Annotated in this window: 15 protein-coding genes and 1 pseudogene; 3 read left to right on the plus strand and 13 right to left on the minus strand. The window is 34.6% G+C overall.

Going from position 1 to position 17053, the window contains the following annotated elements; translation table 11 throughout:
• Window positions 1-62 precede the first annotated feature (62 nt).
• The 8 genes from A3IA_RS0104075 to A3IA_RS0104110 form a co-directional block, all read right to left on the minus strand.
• Entirely contained in the window at window positions 63-764 is a 702-nt protein-coding gene (locus A3IA_RS0104075; RefSeq protein WP_039827509.1) for an HAD family hydrolase, read from the minus strand.
• 47 nt (window positions 765-811) lie between these two features.
• Window positions 812-1456 carry a fructose-6-phosphate aldolase gene (gene fsa / locus A3IA_RS0104080; protein ID WP_018380077.1) on the minus strand — a complete coding sequence of 215 codons (645 nt, stop codon included), beginning with the start codon at window positions 1454-1456 and terminating at the stop codon, window positions 812-814.
• A gap of 247 nt (window positions 1457-1703) precedes the next feature.
• On the minus strand, window positions 1704-2402 hold the full coding sequence (gene alsE / locus A3IA_RS0104085; protein WP_018380078.1) for a D-allulose 6-phosphate 3-epimerase: 699 nt from the start codon (window positions 2400-2402) through the stop codon (window positions 1704-1706).
• Window positions 2403-2413: 11 nt separating this feature from the next.
• Window positions 2414-3511: a PTS fructose transporter subunit IIC gene (locus A3IA_RS0104090; RefSeq protein ID WP_018380079.1), complete on the minus strand. Its 1098-nt coding sequence runs from the start codon at window positions 3509-3511 to the stop codon at window positions 2414-2416.
• A 22-nt stretch (window positions 3512-3533) separates the two neighbouring features.
• Entirely contained in the window at window positions 3534-3845 is a 312-nt protein-coding gene (locus A3IA_RS0104095) for a PTS fructose transporter subunit IIB (RefSeq protein WP_018380080.1), read from the minus strand.
• A gap of 11 nt (window positions 3846-3856) precedes the next feature.
• Window positions 3857-4306 (minus strand): PTS sugar transporter subunit IIA, encoded by a 450-nt coding sequence (locus A3IA_RS0104100; RefSeq protein ID WP_018380081.1) that lies wholly within the window; start codon window positions 4304-4306, stop codon window positions 3857-3859.
• Window positions 4297-4728: a PTS sugar transporter subunit IIA gene (locus A3IA_RS12245; protein ID WP_018380082.1), complete on the minus strand. Its 432-nt coding sequence runs from the start codon at window positions 4726-4728 to the stop codon at window positions 4297-4299. Before A3IA_RS12245 ends, A3IA_RS0104100 begins: the two co-directional genes overlap by 10 nt.
• Complete coding sequence (locus A3IA_RS0104110; RefSeq protein WP_018380083.1) at window positions 4718-6199, minus strand: BglG family transcription antiterminator; 1482 nt, start codon at window positions 6197-6199, stop codon at window positions 4718-4720. Before A3IA_RS0104110 ends, A3IA_RS12245 begins: the two co-directional genes overlap by 11 nt.
• Window positions 6200-6604: 405 nt before the next feature.
• Here A3IA_RS0104110 and A3IA_RS0104115 point away from each other — a divergent pair.
• Window positions 6605-6820 (plus strand): annotated as a pseudogene (locus A3IA_RS0104115) (IS110 family transposase); the annotation flags it as partial.
• Between the two features lie 54 nt (window positions 6821-6874).
• Here the strand turns inward: A3IA_RS0104115 and arcC are convergent.
• The 5 genes from arcC to A3IA_RS12535 all read right to left on the minus strand — a co-directional run bounded on the left by arcC (window position 6875) and on the right by A3IA_RS12535 (window position 14215).
• Window positions 6875-7816, minus strand: coding sequence for a carbamate kinase (gene arcC, locus A3IA_RS0104120; RefSeq protein WP_026217549.1), 942 nt, complete (start codon window positions 7814-7816; stop codon window positions 6875-6877).
• Window positions 7817-7902: 86 nt separating this feature from the next.
• Window positions 7903-9114, minus strand: a complete 1212-nt coding sequence (locus A3IA_RS0104125; protein ID WP_018380086.1) for a dicarboxylate/amino acid:cation symporter — start codon at window positions 9112-9114, stop codon at window positions 7903-7905.
• Between the two features lie 26 nt (window positions 9115-9140).
• Entirely contained in the window at window positions 9141-10373 is a 1233-nt protein-coding gene (locus A3IA_RS0104130) for an MFS transporter (RefSeq protein WP_018380087.1), read from the minus strand.
• A gap of 16 nt (window positions 10374-10389) precedes the next feature.
• Window positions 10390-11244 (minus strand): oxamate carbamoyltransferase subunit AllH family protein, encoded by an 855-nt coding sequence (locus A3IA_RS0104135; RefSeq protein WP_018380088.1) that lies wholly within the window; start codon window positions 11242-11244, stop codon window positions 10390-10392.
• Window positions 11213-14215, minus strand: coding sequence for a bifunctional FdrA/YlbE family protein (locus tag A3IA_RS12535; protein WP_018380089.1), 3003 nt, complete (start codon window positions 14213-14215; stop codon window positions 11213-11215). Before A3IA_RS12535 ends, A3IA_RS0104135 begins: the two co-directional genes overlap by 32 nt.
• A gap of 119 nt (window positions 14216-14334) precedes the next feature.
• On the opposite strand from A3IA_RS12535, the gene A3IA_RS0104150 reads away from it, so the two are divergent.
• Both A3IA_RS0104150 and A3IA_RS0104155 read left to right on the plus strand, forming a co-directional pair.
• Window positions 14335-15894: a PucR family transcriptional regulator gene (locus A3IA_RS0104150; protein WP_018380090.1), complete on the plus strand. Its 1560-nt coding sequence runs from the start codon at window positions 14335-14337 to the stop codon at window positions 15892-15894.
• Between the two features lies 1 nt (window position 15895).
• Window positions 15896-16708, plus strand: coding sequence for an alpha/beta hydrolase fold domain-containing protein (locus A3IA_RS0104155; RefSeq protein ID WP_018380091.1), 813 nt, complete (start codon window positions 15896-15898; stop codon window positions 16706-16708).
• Window positions 16709-17053 lie beyond the last annotated feature (345 nt).

Genomic DNA, 17053 nt, shown 5'->3' on the forward strand with positions numbered 1-17053 from the left:
ATTTCATAAAAATAAGTCTGTAATCGTTTTTATTATATCATAAAAGCATCGTTTTTTCTGCCTTAATTTATAAAATCCAATAGTAATCTGCACAAGTCATCTAGTTTATTCACCTGATAATCTGGCGAATACTGAGAAGGGGGGTGTGGCTTGTTTCGACTATTAAACCAGATGACATTCCACCCTGCTGACTTCGCACCAATAACATCATTGTCAAACGAATCACCAACATAGAGACATTCTTCTGGAGTATACAATTCTTTTCTTGCTAAATCAAATAAACCTATATCAGGTTTTGCCATTCCTACTGCTGATGAAATGAGGATATTGTCTACATTAACCCAGTTAGGTAAACCTAGTTGATGAATTTTCAACATCTGATGTTCCAAAGGACCATTTGTTATTAGGCCAAGTGCAATTCCACTTGCCTTTAAAGCATCAAATAAAGACATCAGAGAACTATCTAATTCAATATTTCTTTGATTTTCTTCATAATGCCTTTGAAATAAATCAGCCTCATCATCAGTGATTGCTAGGGAAAATTTTGCTAGGGCTGTTTGAATTCTTTGCCTGTGCATCATCTCAAGAGTTAAGGCTCCATTTTCGGTAGCTTCAAATACCTGATCGCTATATTGTCTACTGTATAGGTAGGCTTCTTTAATATCGATTTGAAAATGAGGAAAAACCTTTTTAAAAGCATCCTGAAAAGGCAGAAATTGGTCATAAAGAGTGTCATCAACATCAAAATAAATTAGTTTTATCATCATATTTTTATAAAAAGGCTGATTCAATCAGCCTTTATTCATCTGTATTAGTTTTTGAAAGCTTCCCAATCTTTTAAGAAAGTTTCAATACCAGAATCCGTTAGGGGATGCTTGGTCATTTTTTCAAACAAGGCATCTGGTATGGTAGCAATATGTGCACCAAGCCCAGCGACTCTTTCAACATGAGCCGTATTGCGAATGCTTGCGGCAATGATTTCAGTGTCAAAATCATACAGGTCAATAATACTTCTCAATTCTGAAATCAACTGATAAGCATCCGTGCCAATATCTTCTAGACGACCGATGAATGGACTGATAAAGGTCGCTCCTGCTTTCATAGCCATCAAGCCTTGAGAAACCGTGAAGATAAGGGTCACATTAGTCTTAATACCTTCTTTTGACAAGATATTAACTGCTTTAAGTCCTTCTGTTGTCATTGGAATTTTAACAACAACATTGTCAGCCCATTTAGCAATTGCTCTAGCTTCTTCAACCATCTCATCAGCTAAGAGTCCCGTCACCTCAGCTGAAACAGGCCCATCAACAATTGTACAAATCTCTTTGATGACTTCTTCAAAATCACGTCCCTCTTTTGAAATGATGGTTGGATTGGTAGTCACACCATCCACAACACCTAAACGATTAATCTCTTTAATCGCTGCAACATTTGCTGTATCTAGAAAAAATTTCATAAGAACTCCTTCAAATCTTTTAAAAATAAATTGGTTTCCAGGATGACATTATCACAACGTCATTCACTCTGCATTGTAATCGCTTTCTGCGTTAAAGTCAATATCGTGCTGACACTTTCACAAGTTTCTTATTTTTTATTAAAATTTCACTGGATTTCATAGGTTGTTTACAGAAATGATTGGTGAAAATCTGGAAAAGGTTGAATGGTTTTGTAAGTAACTATTGAAAATAATGCTTTATAAGATTCTAATCATTACATTCTACTGTTTTACCAGTCATTTCAAAATAATCTTTTGTCATGATGTTCCACGATTCTTCAATATTTTCAGAAAGACCAAATAGCCCGCTGCGCCCTATCACATATATATCTGGTCCGGCTTCATCAATACGTTTGAAAGTTTTGCGACTTGAAGACCCATCCATCTCCACTACAAAATGATAGTTATTTGCTTTTCTCAAATGCTTTAGTTCGACAATCTTATCTAGTGTATTTTCAAGAAACCGCTGTCCCGCAAACCCAGGATCTACTGTCATAATCGTAACCTTGTCTACCAATGCAATATAAGGAAGAATTGTCTCAACAGGTGTTTCAGGATTTAGGACGACACCAGTTTTTAATCCTGCCTCATGGATTTTGTCAAATAAACGAAAAGCCAAACCATTTAACACTTCCGCATGGATACATATCCACTCTGCCTTGACTTCTATCAATTGGTCAACCCAAAACGTAGGATCAGTAACCATGAGATGAGCTGATATGGGTAATGACGATATTTTCCTCACCTCTTCAATAAACCATGGAGATAAAGTAATATTGGGAACAAAATGCCCATCCATAATATCAATATGATATGAACCAACATGATTATTTAAAAAAGTAATCTGCTCTGTAAATTTGTCTAAATCCATGGTCATTAGTGATGGTGAAAATTCTACTTTTGACATGCTTTTTCTCCTTACAAAATTTCAATATCATCAAAATCAATGTCTTCTTCATCTTCAGCATTGACAATGGTAACTTCATCTTCTTCTGTAACATTCTTTTTGAGAATTGCATACACAATCCCTGTCACAAGAATATTGGCTAGCAGTGCGCAAATACCTGCTACAGGCTTCGTCATAGTTGGAAGCATTAGCACACCACCAAATGGCACGCTTGAATCTGCTCCCATAGCCATTGATACCGAACCACCTACAGCTCCACCAATAGCTGTAGCAAGCAAGCCAGGTACTAGATTATTCATAACGATTGGAATAACACCTTCAACGATGTTAACAATCCCCATTGGTACAGCTGATTTTAGTGTTTCAATTTCACTTCTTGTATAAATATTTTTCTTGAGTAATTTAGCAACTAGGTAAGCAAAACCAAATCCAACAGGAGTGGCTGTATTAACTAATTGTAATGCTGTCAAAGGCTCTTTGACTCCTTCAGCCTGTAGGGTTAAAACAAAGGCATAAACTGTTTTATTAAGTGGTCCACCGAAGTCAACAGCACTAAGAACACCAACAACAGCCCCCATAACACCGTTTGAAGTATTACCAAGACTTTGTAGGAAGCCTGTTAACCATGCTGTAAAGGCAGCAATTGGTCCACCAATAATATAAATCATAATCATACCACTAACAAATGATGATAGAAAAGGAACTATTAAGGTAGGCATCAAGCCTTTTGCCCAAGAAGGTACTTTAATTTTTTTTAAAATTGCCAGTGCTAAATAACCTGCAATATAACCTCCTAGAATTCCTCCAATAAATCCTGCGCCAATTGCATTTGCAACAAGACCTACAACAAAACCCGGGGCGATACCTGGTTTACCTGCAATAGAAAATGCAATTCCTGTTGCAATAACAACAGGTAAGAGCCCCAATGCTTTTCCACCCATCGTTGCAAGAGTATCCCAAAATGTAAATTCACCCGCTACAAGAGCATCTGGAACACTTCCCCCCATTGCAAGACCAATAGCTACAAGAAATCCTGCCCCACAAACGATAGGGATTAAATAAGAAATGGCAGTTAAAAGGTGACCTTTTAAATTGAGTTGTTTTATCATATCCTTTTCTCCTATAACAATTTTATTTTGAACTAAGTTCAACAGCTTTTGCAATTAACTTATTTGGTGATTTTATAGCAACTTCTGTCGGTACTTTAATCACTTTTTTCCTTTCAAAACGTTCCATACCAGCAATCTTGACATCAACAGCTAAAATAACAACATCTGCCTCATTAATTTGTTCTTGAGTCAATTCATTCTCTATACCAATAGTTCCTTGAGTCTCAATATGAACCTCATAACCTGCTACTTGACCTGCATTTTCAAGTTTTTCTTGTGCAATATAAGTATGTGCAATCCCTACAGTACATGCTGCTACTCCGACAATTTTCATAATTTACTCCTTTATTTAAATGCGTTGATAACGTCATCAACAGTTTTTGAATTTACTAAATGATTAACAATTTCATCATTGCCTAATTTCCTTGCAAAGAGTGATAAGAGTTTCAAATGTTCTTGTGCACCTTCTGTATCGTTTCCTACAGCGAATAAGATAACAACTTTTGCGCCATTGTCATCAAGACTCTCCCAAGGAATCTCTTGCTGATTAATTCCGATGGCAACACCGACTTTATCCACAAAGACACTTTTTCCATGGGGGATGGCAACAAAATTACCAATACCAGTCTGACCTTCAGCTTCTCGTTTATAAACATCTTTTAAGAAACCGTCCAAATCATTAACATAACCATTTACTGTTAATCTTTCTATCAAAACTTTTAACATATCATCTTTAGTTGAAACATCTAACTCAGTGACAACTAGCTTGGAATCAATAGCATCTACTACTTGCATAATTTACTCCTTATAATTTGATTTACTATTTCTATCTCTTCATTTTTCAAACTTTCAATGACAGAATCTTTTGCTAACATCTTCATCAACATTTTAATCTCATTCAAACTATCACCTGCTTTATATAGGAGTGCAATTACAAGATCTACCTTACTGATAGTTGAGGACCAGTTTTTAATTGACTCCAACGGCCTAATGATAATAATTTTTGTCCGTGTCAGCGCTTCGTGTTCAAAATGAGGCAAAATGACACCCTCAGCAATTTCAATACTGCCTTGTTTCTCTCTTTTTTCTAGATTTTCTAGAAAAAAATTGTGAGAAATATGATCCTTAATATTGCAGTTATCATATAAAAATTTTAAAGCACTTTTTTTATCTGTTAATGGTTGTTCAAGATAGATACCCACATCATCATTTTTCATAGTTAATATCCCTTATATAACTTCTGAGTTGACTTTTATCTTCTTCTGCAAACAAAGCACTAACTACTATCGTTTTGTATTTCTTCGTCTCAGGGTAATCGATAGTCGAAATTAATAGTTCTAGACTTGGATAATTTTCAATGATACTGTTAGGCTGTTGGTAATTAGTTACTCCCAATATTTCAATCTCAGGAAAATTATTTTCTATCTTTGATTTCAATAATTCAGAAGTTCCTATACCAGTAGTACACATAATCACCACTTTCACTCTCCGTCTTTTTATTTCTTTAAATCTTGCAAAATACAGAGTCAAAAAACCAATCTCATCATCATTTATACTTGATAAATCACTATATTCCTGACTTACTACTTTTGAAATTCTTACCAATTCTTCAAAAATTGCAGTGTAACTATCTTTGATGTCGCTGAGCATATTATTTTTAATTCTTATCCTATTTTCAATCCTCCTCAATAAGGGGTTGATATGATTAGCTAAATCTACAAAAATAGGTGAATCTTCTTGAACGTTTGATAAATCAAATAAAGTAAATTTATCAAAATATCGTCTTGTTATTAGTCGTACTTTTTTAGAAAATTGTGATGTTTCTGATACAACTTTTTTATTTTGGAATCTTGAAGAAATGAGATACCTATACAGATAGTCTATTTCAACTTCAGGAATCTTTTTGTGGATAAACTGTTCAATCGCATCAATGACTCTTTTACTTTCGTGATAAATATCTTTTTCTTCAATAGTGACAACACTCTTTTCATCCTGTTGTAGTTGACCAAATCTTCTAACTTTAAGAATTCGGTTAACCATAATATATAGATGTGAAAAAATATTGACATCATACGGATAAGGAATTTTATCTTGAAGATTATATTCTATTTTCTTTATTTCAGACTGTAAAACTTGTGCTAATTTTAAATCAATCGTTTGGTCTTCATGAAATTCCAGTCTATCTAAGTCAATAGTGCTGAAACTAGGTATTAAATCTGCAATTGCTTGTCTAATATCAAACTCATTTCCCCTAATTAAAAGTCCTCCCTTTCGAGATAAAATCTCCAAATTATAGGGAGACAATTGTTTCTGTAACAATTGTTTATCCTTTAGTATTTGAGCCTCACTAACAAAAAACTCTTGTCCTAATACAATTGTAGAAATACTATTTGGAGAAATCATTAATAATCGTTCCAAAATACTTTCTCGTCTGTTTTCAGCAGACATTTCATTGTCATCGAAAAGATGGATGGGTCTATTTTTAAAGTATTCATTTAATCGGTAACCCTTTCCTTTCTCAGATAATATAAGGACTTCTGGAAAATAATTATCATTTAGTTCGCGAACTAAACGATAAATTGTCTTTTCAGATATTCCTAGTTCGCATGATAAAGCTTTTGCAGTAATAAATTGCTTTTTTGTAGATAAAACTTTAAACAACTGATCAATTCTATTCTGCTTTTTCATATCATCCTCCCTAACTTATATTAAAATTGTAACCGTTTTTCTATATCATTTGTGATAATTTATTGTCCAGTACAATAGCCAATTGTAGTATCAACTTTTTGTTCCAAAATTTCTAAATCAAGTTAGTTACTTGAAAGTGCACTAAAATACTCCAGAGAGATATAAGAAATCATCATTTTTGTAGTGGGTAAAATCACCATTGAGCGTAATTCGTTAGTAGTTGACAAGAAACACACTACGATTAGTAGTGAGGAAATCTCCGATGGGAGAAAGTACCCACTACCCTTTTCTTTATGCTAAAGTAGAAGTGGCTTGTTAAGTTGTAGGACTTTTTGACACGTGACGTCGTGTATTGAAAATAAAACCACTAAAACATGAAATCATTCAAGGCAAAGAGGTAATACTATGCGAGCAATAGTTAGAATTGACGTGAGTAAGGCAAGTTCAGAAGTGGCGTTCTTGGTCAATAATAAGAAGGCTCATGACTACACCATGCCTAATGATGCCGTAGGTTTTCTTCGGTTGTTTGGTGACTTGAAAACCGTCCACCAGCTTGAGATTCTCTTCGGGGTAACTGGCTACGCTTATACACGAGTTAATCCTCTAGACGCTAAAAAGCAACGGCAAAAAACCGTTGCTTTTTTGATGTATTCAAAGGACTATTTTGTCCCAGACTCATGCTTTAACAATTGTGGCAGTTCCTCCATTTAAGTAATTCTCTAGATTGTCTAATGATGTAATAACAGCCTCTCCTTGCGGATAATTTTCTACAAATGACATTGCAGCTTGTACTTTTGGAAGCATCGAACCCGCCGCGAACTGTTCCTCTTGGATATAGTCTTTTAATTGCGCAATTGTCACCTCTTCTAGTTTCTTTTGATTTGGTTTATTAAAATTAACATAAACATTATCTACTCCAGTGAGGATAATCATTTGATCAACTTTTAATAATTCAGCTAACTTAGCAGAGGCAAAATCTTTGTCAATAACGGCTTCAACACCCTCTATACCATTATCCTTCTTAATTACAGGAATACCTCCTCCACCACAGGCAATCGTAATTATTTGGTTGGCAACTAAGCTTTCGATCACCTTATACTCAACAATTGACATTGGTTTTGGTGATGGGACTACTTTTCGATAGCCTCGACCAGAGTCTTCCACAAAGGTATCGTTTGTTTCCTGGCTAATTGATTCGGCATCTTCTTTCGTAACGAAGGGACCAATAGGTTTTGTTGGGTTAGCAAAAGCAGAATCATCCCCTGATACTTCAACTTGAGTCAGAAGACTCACAACAGACTTATCAATTCCTTTTTCTTTTAGCACTGCTTGCAAACGATTTTGCAACCAGTAGCCAATACTACCCTGCGTCATTGCAACACAAGTATCCAAGGGTAATGCAGGATTGGCTTTAGTATCAGCTGCATTTTGTTGTAATAATAAATTGCCCACTTGCGGACCATTACCATGACTAATAATTAACTGACAGCCTGCTTCAACTAATTTAACTAGTTGCTTGGCAGTTTTTTCCAATGCTAAAATCTGACCTTTAGCTGTTGGATTATCTGTCAAAATAGCATTTCCACCTAAAGCCACTAAAATCTTTTTACTCATCATTCACCTCTAATTTTTTTATTTTCTAACAAACACTTTTTATTAAATAATCGTTGTAAATCACCTGAGAAATACCATTTCTATGTTATTTAATACGATTCTTCCTCAACAGGTGCTATATTGGACATACAATCAACTAAAATTGCAGAAAAGACATCAGAATTAACGTTATTAATTGTCCTTAGCATGCCAACCAACCACTCAACACCTGCAAATAGAGCAATACTCTCGATTGGTAGTCCTAGCTGAGGTACTATAATTGCTAACGAAACCAGTCCAGCACCTGGAACTACAGCATTTGCTAAAGAAATAAACGTCGACAATATTCCTATATATAGAATTGAAACAAGATTAAACTGGATACCATATAACTGAGAAATTGTAATGACTGTTATTGCCATGTGCATCGCAGAACCGTTACTATTCAATGACACACCCATCGGTAAAACTAAATCAACAACTCTTTTAGTTACACCTAATTTAGAATGTGTGTCCTTCATAGCTATTGGTAAGCTAACAGCAGATGAAGTTGTTGTAATAGCAATTAAAGATATTGATTTTGTTCCTTTGATAATATCTCTTATCCTTTTTTTGCTTATTAAAGATATGATAAGAACCCATAAGAATAGGAAACTAGTTGTTGCAAATGCAAACACGAAAAGATATTTTAACATTGGCAAAAGAATTTCAAACCCAATATTTCCCACTGAAACAGCAATCATTGAAAAAATTCCAACAGGAGCAAACTTCATGACAATACGAATAATATTCATGATTACTTCATTAAATTCGATTAATAGTGGCAAGATAATCGAATCTGACTTCTTGGAAATAAACAAATTTAATGCTATACCCAAAAATAAGGCAAAAACAACAATTTGTATGATTGATCCCTGAGACAGTGCATTAATGATGTTCTGAGGGAAAAATGAAATGAGAGTTTCCGATAAATCCAGTGTTTGTGCTTCTACAGTTGCTAAATTATTTCGAGATAGCGTAATGCCTTTTCCAGGTTCAAATATAATAGTAAACAATATCCCCCAATAAGCTGCTAAAACAGAAGATATTCCAAATACAGTTATTGTTTTAATTCCTAAAGATGATAAATCCTTCCTCTCTAAAGAGCCCAAGGCTTGAACAACTTGCCCAAGAACAAGAAGAGGGATGGCCATCTGCATAGCTCGCAAAAAAATTTGTCCCAAGATGTCTAAAACAAAAACATAATCCTTAAAGAAGAATCCTACACAGCTCCCAAGGACAATAGCTAACAAAATTTTCCGAATAAAATATTTGTCATCCATCTCCTTACTCCTTTATTCTTAACTAATTAGTTGCTTTTCTTAGTATCAACTGCTAATAACATAAATACCAATAATCCTACACCAAGTAATATGGCTGCTAGATAAAAACCAATCTGCATAGATCCAACTTTATCTGCCAGGTAGCCTGTAACGTATGGTGCTAAGATTGATCCTGACATTCCTATGAAATTATATGCACTTAAAGTTGTTGATAAACTCCCTTTTGGTGCATGAGTATTTACATATGAAATCAAAATAGGATCCAAGGCGAGTTTACCTGTCAAGCCGTATAAAATTAAAACTACAATCAGAAATGTTTTATCTGTAACATTTGCAATTAAGAAGACTGAAAGAAGTGCAAACGGCATCAAAAATGCCATCATTTTTTTAGTGCTACCAATTCTGTCCTTTATTGAGGCAAAAAATAGAGCTCCCGGAATAGATGCCCAAGGGACTAGAGAAGCAATAAAACCAACACTACCTCCAGCAAACCCACGCTCTTGAATCAAAAAGGAAGGTAACCACGTCAAAATAACAAAATTAGCATAGATACTAACAAAACACACAATGAAAACGGCTACTAAATTTTTATTGGTAAAAATATCTTTTAAAGAAACTTTCTGCGTAACTTCTTCAGTTTTTTCTTGTACCTCAGGAATATCTGTATAAGTAACTTTCTCCTTCAAAAGTGTATAGAAAAGCATGGCCACAATAGCTGTAGGGACAGCCATTATGTAAAATGGTTGACTCCAATGTCCGCCGCCAGCTAATACAATCGAGCTAGAAAGTAGAAATCCACCAGATGTACCAAATGCCATACCGCTATTAATTAAAGCATTCCCTAGTGTTACTTTATCCTTAGGAATGGCTTCACTGGACATTGCATATTGCGGTCCATAATATGCTCCTTGTGCAATGCCAGCAAGAGCGCGAATCCAAAGAAACAAACTAAAGGTTTGAGCTAAACCACTCAAGAAAGTCGTAACCGCCAACCCGATAAAACCGACTGTGATTACCAATTTGCGTCCAAACTTATCACCCAAGATACCAAATGGGATTTGGGCAACGGCATAAGTTAGGAAAAAGATACTATTAGCTAATCCTAAATCAGCGTTAGTTAAACCAAACTCATCACCAACATTTCCCATAATTGGATTAAAAATGGTACGTGTCGCATACATTAAAATCCAACCAAGGAAAAAGATAAACACAAGTCGCATCCAATAGTTGTGACCGACCCTTTCAATCTTTTGTTTCATTTTTTACACCTCTTTATTATTCATAGTTCATTTGTATGTATTCCAACGCCAATAATATTCCAAATAAACAATCATTACCTGATGTATGCCCAATCGTTGCAATAGCTGACGTTGCTAATTCTATATCCTTTATTACTCTAGATTCTATAGCATTCTTTAAAACAAGCAAGGGACTACTTATTCGCCTTTTGGCTAATGCATAGAGGTATTCATAACTAATTTTTGTTGTATGAGAATCGATAAACAACAGATAAGCTTCCAAAAATTCTCTAACAAATCCTTTGTCAAAAATCATTAAACCGAAGCAATAGCCAAGCAATATATCGTCACCGCTAGGAGTCAATCCTAACCCCCTGCCAGTTAGAAATGTAACCATTTGACCAAATGCTTCCTTTGAGCATTTTTGCATTACTAATAACTGTTTAACCTTCTCAAGTTCAGCAACTGATCCTAAGCCAAGTACTTTAGCATCTAAAACATCTCTAAAACATTGACATAGTATATCTAGATCATCTTTATTGTACTTCCATTGAAGTGGTTTGGCCTCTAAATTTCTAGTAATTCCACCAACAAATTTAAAAACTCCAGATTGACTATAAATCATAAAGCTCTCTTTTTTCAAAACGACGACATCTTGAACTCTTACGCAACGTCTCAAAATATCAAAGTCATTTCGTAAAATAGTAATCCCAAAACCTGATATAAACCCTTGTCGACTAGAAATATGCATTAAATGACCATTGATAGCTATATTTAAAGAATGTTCAAACACACTGTGAATGCGTCCCGTATTCCCATTGTTACAAAATGGGAATACAAGAACACTAATTTCTAATATATTAATTGTATTTAAAGCCTTTACTAATGGCATATGCTTCTAACGCTTTCTCAAAACATCCTAATGGAGCACGTACTGTTCCGGCACCTACTTGACCAAGCCCAGGCTCTTTATGAGCTATTCCTGTGTTAATAATTGGTGTGATCCCTGATTCAACTACTTTACGGATATCAACACCTAAAACTGTACCTTCAAAGTTCCAGTTAGGAATTGACCAATTAGAATTTCTAGATACACAAATTTTTGCCATTTCCTCAGAAGTTTCAATCGCATCTTGAAATCCTCCTGCACCGACAAAACGAGTTACCCCGGGTGCTGCAATCATCGCCATGGCACCAACTCCTACCGTCTCTGTAATAGCACTGTCACCAATATCAGGATTACCATCCTCTTCAGTAAATCCTGTAAAATAAAGTCCTTTCGGTGTATTTACAGGAGCAGTGTACCAATCATCAGCTGTTTCAGCAATTCTTACGCCAAAATCAACGCCATTTCGAGTCATTGTAGTAACAACGGTACCTTTTGCATCTTTACGAGCCGAGTCTACAATAACTTTACCCGTAGCCATCATGATATTGAGGAAGAACTGGTCTGTATCAGATAAAAACTTGATTACCTCATACTTGGTCTCTTTGTCCATAGCTAGATTAGTAATTAATGGTACAATTTCTTTCACAAAATTCAGCGAAGCTGCAATATTACGTTGATGGAATTCGTCCCCCATTGTTATCGCTTTTGCAATCAATACATTCAAGTTAATACCTTCTTCAGAAGTAGCCAAAGCTTTTGCAATAGTTGGTCCTAAAACATCTCGCATCCACTCTAACCGTTGAACAACTTCCTCAGAGTAAGCACCGAAACGAAGAACTTTCCCAATACCTTCATTCATCGTACAGTATGCGCGAATACCATCCTGTTTATTTTCAACTACTAGCACCGCCATATCACCAGAAGTAATTCCCCCCATAGGGCCTACAGCATGGACATGATGACATGGAATAAAACGAACCTCACCTGCTTCAAAAAGTAAACGCGCCTCCTCTTCACTATCAGCCCATTTCTCAAATAGCGCCGCTCCTATACAAGAGCCTTGCATAGGTCCAGTCATTGCGTCCCAAGTAATCGGAGGACCTGCATGGAGCAGGGTCTTTTGTTTGGGGTCATTCAATTCTGGAATGACATCTTTTGCTTGTACTACATCTATTAAGAATGGTTGTACTTGCTTCATCCGTTGGGTAATAGCTAGATTTTCTTGATCGATTTCTTCACTAAATTGTTCTAAGTAATTCAGGATTTGAATCATCTTCTTATTACCGTTAGCAATTGGACGCCAATTATACTGTACCGATTGTCCTTCATATTTAAGAATAGGTTCATTAAAGCTCTTAAGACCAACATTAATAACACGAGGTTTGCTATTTAGCAGATCCATGATACTTTCTGACGGTTCTGGTAACTCTACAGGTTTTAGATTGTATGGAAGCACATCTTTATCTTCTTCATGATAATCGATGCCTTTTAATTTCAATGCAAGACGAACAGCTTTCTCGTTACTGTCTTCCACAAGTACACCGGCTTCTTTTAAACGACTAACTGCATCTTGGTAATTTTGTGGATCATGTTTTGTACCAACCACTGTAGCAACAAAATGGATATCAGGATAATATGACTTGATCTGATTAATCGTCGGAAGCAACGCACCAGTCATATCGTCATGAGCACCATATCCAAGTACAACATCAAAAAGAATAACTCCTGTATTTTCTTTTTCCGCATACTCTTTAAATTTAGCAATCCGAACTTCTGGATCAATCATAGGATGAGGACGCCCTTGGGTGTAAATATCATCTCCTAAATCTACAACATCATAGCCCTTATGCTGAAGAATGTATCCCTCTTTTTTTACTAGTCCGCCTAAGTTAAGAGCCTCAGATATTAGCATACCTGCTTCGGAAGCCAGCGTTCCACCAGAATAAAGACCAATAACAACTTTATCATCAGATAAAACTGTATATGTTTGATTGTTTAATGGCATTTGGTAGTTAGCTTTAATGACCTCACCCTTGGCTAAATCAACTGCAATACGTGCTGTTTCTTCTAAAGTATGGGCAAGATAAACCTTACCTTCATGATGAGTCGGCTTTTCGCCAAGAAAGATAGCTACAACAGGTTTGGAAATACTTTGCAACAAGGCAACTACCTCATCACGTACCTCCTTAGCAGCCGGTTTAGAGATTACACAGATAACATCTGTTGGTTCATGATTTTCTAAAGCAAGAATAGCATCTTTGACAGTAATAGCCCCAACTTCATCAGATAAATCACGTCCACCTGTACCGATGGCATGTACAACTCCAGAACCCAAACGATCAATAATGGTAGTCACCTCTTGAATACCTGTTCCAGAAGCACCAACAATACCAATATTTCCTGGTGTGACAACATTTGTAAACGCCAGCGGAACACTTGAAATAATTCCTGTGCCGCAGTCTGGACCCATCATTAATAAGCCTTTGTCATGAGCCAATTGTTTGAGTTTAACTTCATCTTCAATAGGAATATTGTCTGTAAACGAGAAAACATTTAACCCTTTTCTAAGTGCTTTCTCTATCTCACTAGCACCATACTCACCTGGAATACTAAAAAGTGCTAGATTAGCATCAGGTAGCTTCTCTAACGCTTCTGATAAGCTTGTTGTTTCATTAGAAACCTGATTGCTATTAGAATCTACTGACAAATCAGATAAGAAATCATCAACAACCTTTAGTACTTCTTCTTTTACTGATTTTTCTTCAGCGTCTACCACAATAACTAAATCATTGGGTGATGCTGTTTTTGCCTCTTCTGAAAGCAAGCCACTATTGGCTAATATTTCTTTATTAGCATCTGAACCCATCATGATTTGACTTTTTACAATATTTGGCATCCCATTAACTTTTTGAGTTAATAGCATCAGATTAATCGAATCTTGATAGTTATTTTCTAAAATCTCTGTTATAAGCATAGCTTTACTCCTTATGTTTTATTTGTTACAATCATTATACCTTGAATATGTTTGCGCTTCCATTCTATATTTTTCTATATTTTCGCCTTATTTTTATCCATTTTTCTAAAGGAGGCCTTATGAATCTAGAAAATTTATTACAGTTAAGACCTTTCGAAAAATCAAATCTCTTAACCGGAGATATTGGTCTACACAATCAAATAGAATCCGTTATGGTTATTGAAGCCCTAGATATTGAAAAATGGGCTGTTCGAAATCAAATGCTATTAACCTCCTATGTTGCTTTCCAAAATGTTGATGAAGCGGCTATTACCGATTTTTTTTGTAAAATTTCTATTATAGGTATCAGTGGGATTATTATTAAAACAAAACGATTCATTGATTCCGTCCCTATGTCTTTTATAACACTTTGCCAAAATTACAATATTCCTCTTGTAGAGATTCCACCTGAAATTAGTTATGAATCAATTATTTTAGCTATCCACGAACCTCTTTTAAACTATGAATCATTTTTATTAAGAAGTTATTATGATGCTAGTAAGGTATTCAGCAACCTTATCAACCCTAGGCACTCCTACGAAGAAGTCGTACAGAGCTTCACAAATTTCACAAATTTACCAATTTCCTTAACTATCGCGGAAAGAAATTTTAAATTTCAATCTCAAGATTTTTCTAAAATTCCTAACTTGCCTTACATAGAATATGAAGTTTTAAATCCTTTTGCACATCATCATTACTTTATCGAAAGTTACAACTTTGAAAAAGATAATCAAAACTCTATTTTTCATTATCTCCATATACGTAATATTATTGATTCGAAGCGGTACGAATTTTACATACAACTGGAAAATAATACGATTGATCATTCACTAATTTTAACAATCGAAAAATTTTTAGAGATTCTCACTCAAAAATTAGATACCGAATACTATCGTAAGAATGAAATATTTTTACATCGAAATAAAACCATTTCAGCTATTTTATTTGGTATCAACCGTGACTCCTATGATCTACAATTATTACTAGAGGAAGTCAATTTATATAACGAAAACCATTATCAAGTGTTATTACTTACCTTCCCAACGAAAATGGAAAAAAACCAAATTCAAACAATAAAAAAAACAATATCTAATCAAGATATTGCTCATGTTTATTATGAAAGTAAAAACACCTTAGTTTACATATTCAATTTCAAAACCATTGCAGACCAGATCGTTAAAAATAACTTTAAACAATTAGTACCTAAATTTGACAAAGTTCATTACTATCTTAGTAAAACTGGTGATTACCAACAAATTCAAAAATTATTTTCCACTTGTCTAAAAATGAAACAATTTAACGATTTATTCTTTACATCTTATTTTATTGATGAAAGTGACCTAGGTATTTTTAATTTCTTAATAAATGTTCCGACCGAACATTATGAAAATATGATTCCTGATGATTTAAGAAAATTGTTTGAGGAAAAATATGAACTTTTCGATACCCTCCATTGCTTTATCATAAATCATTTAAATTATGGAGCAACTGCCACAGAACTCTTTCTTCATCCCAAAACCATTCGCTATCGCATTAATAAGATAGAACAAATGTTACAATTAGATTTAAATAACCCTATCCAACTAACAAATTATACCATTGGATGCATCTTATTAAATTTACGAAAGGAAAAACTTTGATATGTTAACAGAAAAAATAATTCTTCCTAATCAAACAGAATGTATCATCTATTCAGAAAACAAAGAATCTCAGCAGACAAATCCTATCGCTATTTATTTTCATGGTGGAGGGCTTATTTATGGAAGTAAAAATGATCTTCCTCATTCATTAATAAATACTTTTCTAAAAAAAGGCATCAATATCATTAGTATAGATTATTTCTTAGCACCAAATTCTTCCATCTCTACTCTCATCAAAGATACTTTTACTACTGTTGATATCCTTATCCATCAACTATTTCCAAACCAATCCTATTTATTAATCGGACGTTCTTCAGGCAGCTTTTTGATGTTTCAAACAATGCAACTTATCATTCAAAACGGCGTGAGATTTCCCTCTCGGCTTATTAATTTTTATGGCTATGCTAATCTTGAACATTTACATAAACACCAAAACATATTCCCTAGCGATGAGTTTAAAAATTTTGACTTTGAACTCCCCATAAAAGATGACCCCACATTTGAACGCTTTATCCTTTACAAGGAGGCATTAGACAGTCAATCATTAAATAGTCTCTTAAACCTTACAGCTAACGATAGTAAAAAATTCATTATTACAGACGACATATTACAACAATTTCCCCCATCTTTTCACACAGCATCTACTACCGATAAAGAGGTTCCTTTTTTAAATAGTAAAAATCTCTCTAAAAAAATACCAAATAGTTCACTTGTTCCTGTGTATTATTTAGAACATGATTTTTTAAAGGTCAATCATCCTGAAGTTGCGAAAGTTTTCCTCAGCCTTGAGGAGTGGCTTGATTCTGTTTTCTAAATTATTTGGTAAAAAGTATAATGTTTTGCTCATCAAGTTATATATAGTTATTTGAAACAACATTATTACGAAATAAAGCAGGTCAACCATAAACACATGCATTGATTAAAAATCGTTGAAAATCTTCCTCCATGAACATCGACTATTTATCTACCTGAGATTACAGAAAAACATTAATTATCTCCCTAAGATTATTTAATCGTTAACCATAATGATGATTTAAAAACTTAAAAAGAGAAAATCAAATTGGGAGCCCACTGAAAAAGTCAAAGTTCTACAGTTTGACTGAAATGAAAAAAGAGGAATCTATCTCATAATTGGGGAGATTCCTCTTTGCTTTTCCTT

Origin of the sequence: Streptococcus thoraltensis DSM 12221 (assembly GCF_000380145.1) — a bacterium.
In the GTDB taxonomy this organism is placed as follows: Bacteria; Bacillota; Bacilli; order Lactobacillales; family Streptococcaceae; genus Streptococcus; species Streptococcus thoraltensis.

Coding starts and splice junctions, on each gene's coding strand:
- A3IA_RS0104155 (WP_018380091.1), top strand. CDS start 15,896: ATGTTAACAGAAAAAATAATTCTTCCTAATCAAACAGAATGTATCATC.
- arcC (WP_026217549.1), bottom strand. CDS start 7,816: ATGATGAGTAAAAAGATTTTAGTGGCTTTAGGTGGAAATGCTATTTTG.
- A3IA_RS0104130 (WP_018380087.1), bottom strand. CDS start 10,373: ATGAAACAAAAGATTGAAAGGGTCGGTCACAACTATTGGATGCGACTT.
- A3IA_RS0104150 (WP_018380090.1), top strand. CDS start 14,335: ATGAATCTAGAAAATTTATTACAGTTAAGACCTTTCGAAAAATCAAAT.
- A3IA_RS12535 (WP_018380089.1), bottom strand. CDS start 14,215: ATGCTTATAACAGAGATTTTAGAAAATAACTATCAAGATTCGATTAAT.
- A3IA_RS0104110 (WP_018380083.1), bottom strand. CDS start 6,199: ATGAAAAAGCAGAATAGAATTGATCAGTTGTTTAAAGTTTTATCTACA.
- A3IA_RS0104090 (WP_018380079.1), bottom strand. CDS start 3,511: ATGATAAAACAACTCAATTTAAAAGGTCACCTTTTAACTGCCATTTCT.
- A3IA_RS0104075 (WP_039827509.1), bottom strand. CDS start 764: ATGATAAAACTAATTTATTTTGATGTTGATGACACTCTTTATGACCAA.
- fsa (WP_018380077.1), bottom strand. CDS start 1,456: ATGAAATTTTTTCTAGATACAGCAAATGTTGCAGCGATTAAAGAGATT.
- A3IA_RS0104125 (WP_018380086.1), bottom strand. CDS start 9,114: ATGGATGACAAATATTTTATTCGGAAAATTTTGTTAGCTATTGTCCTT.
- alsE (WP_018380078.1), bottom strand. CDS start 2,402: ATGTCAAAAGTAGAATTTTCACCATCACTAATGACCATGGATTTAGAC.
- A3IA_RS0104100 (WP_018380081.1), bottom strand. CDS start 4,306: ATGCAAGTAGTAGATGCTATTGATTCCAAGCTAGTTGTCACTGAGTTA.
- A3IA_RS0104135 (WP_018380088.1), bottom strand. CDS start 11,244: ATGCCATTAGTAAAGGCTTTAAATACAATTAATATATTAGAAATTAGT.
- A3IA_RS12245 (WP_018380082.1), bottom strand. CDS start 4,728: ATGAAAAATGATGATGTGGGTATCTATCTTGAACAACCATTAACAGAT.
- A3IA_RS0104095 (WP_018380080.1), bottom strand. CDS start 3,845: ATGAAAATTGTCGGAGTAGCAGCATGTACTGTAGGGATTGCACATACT.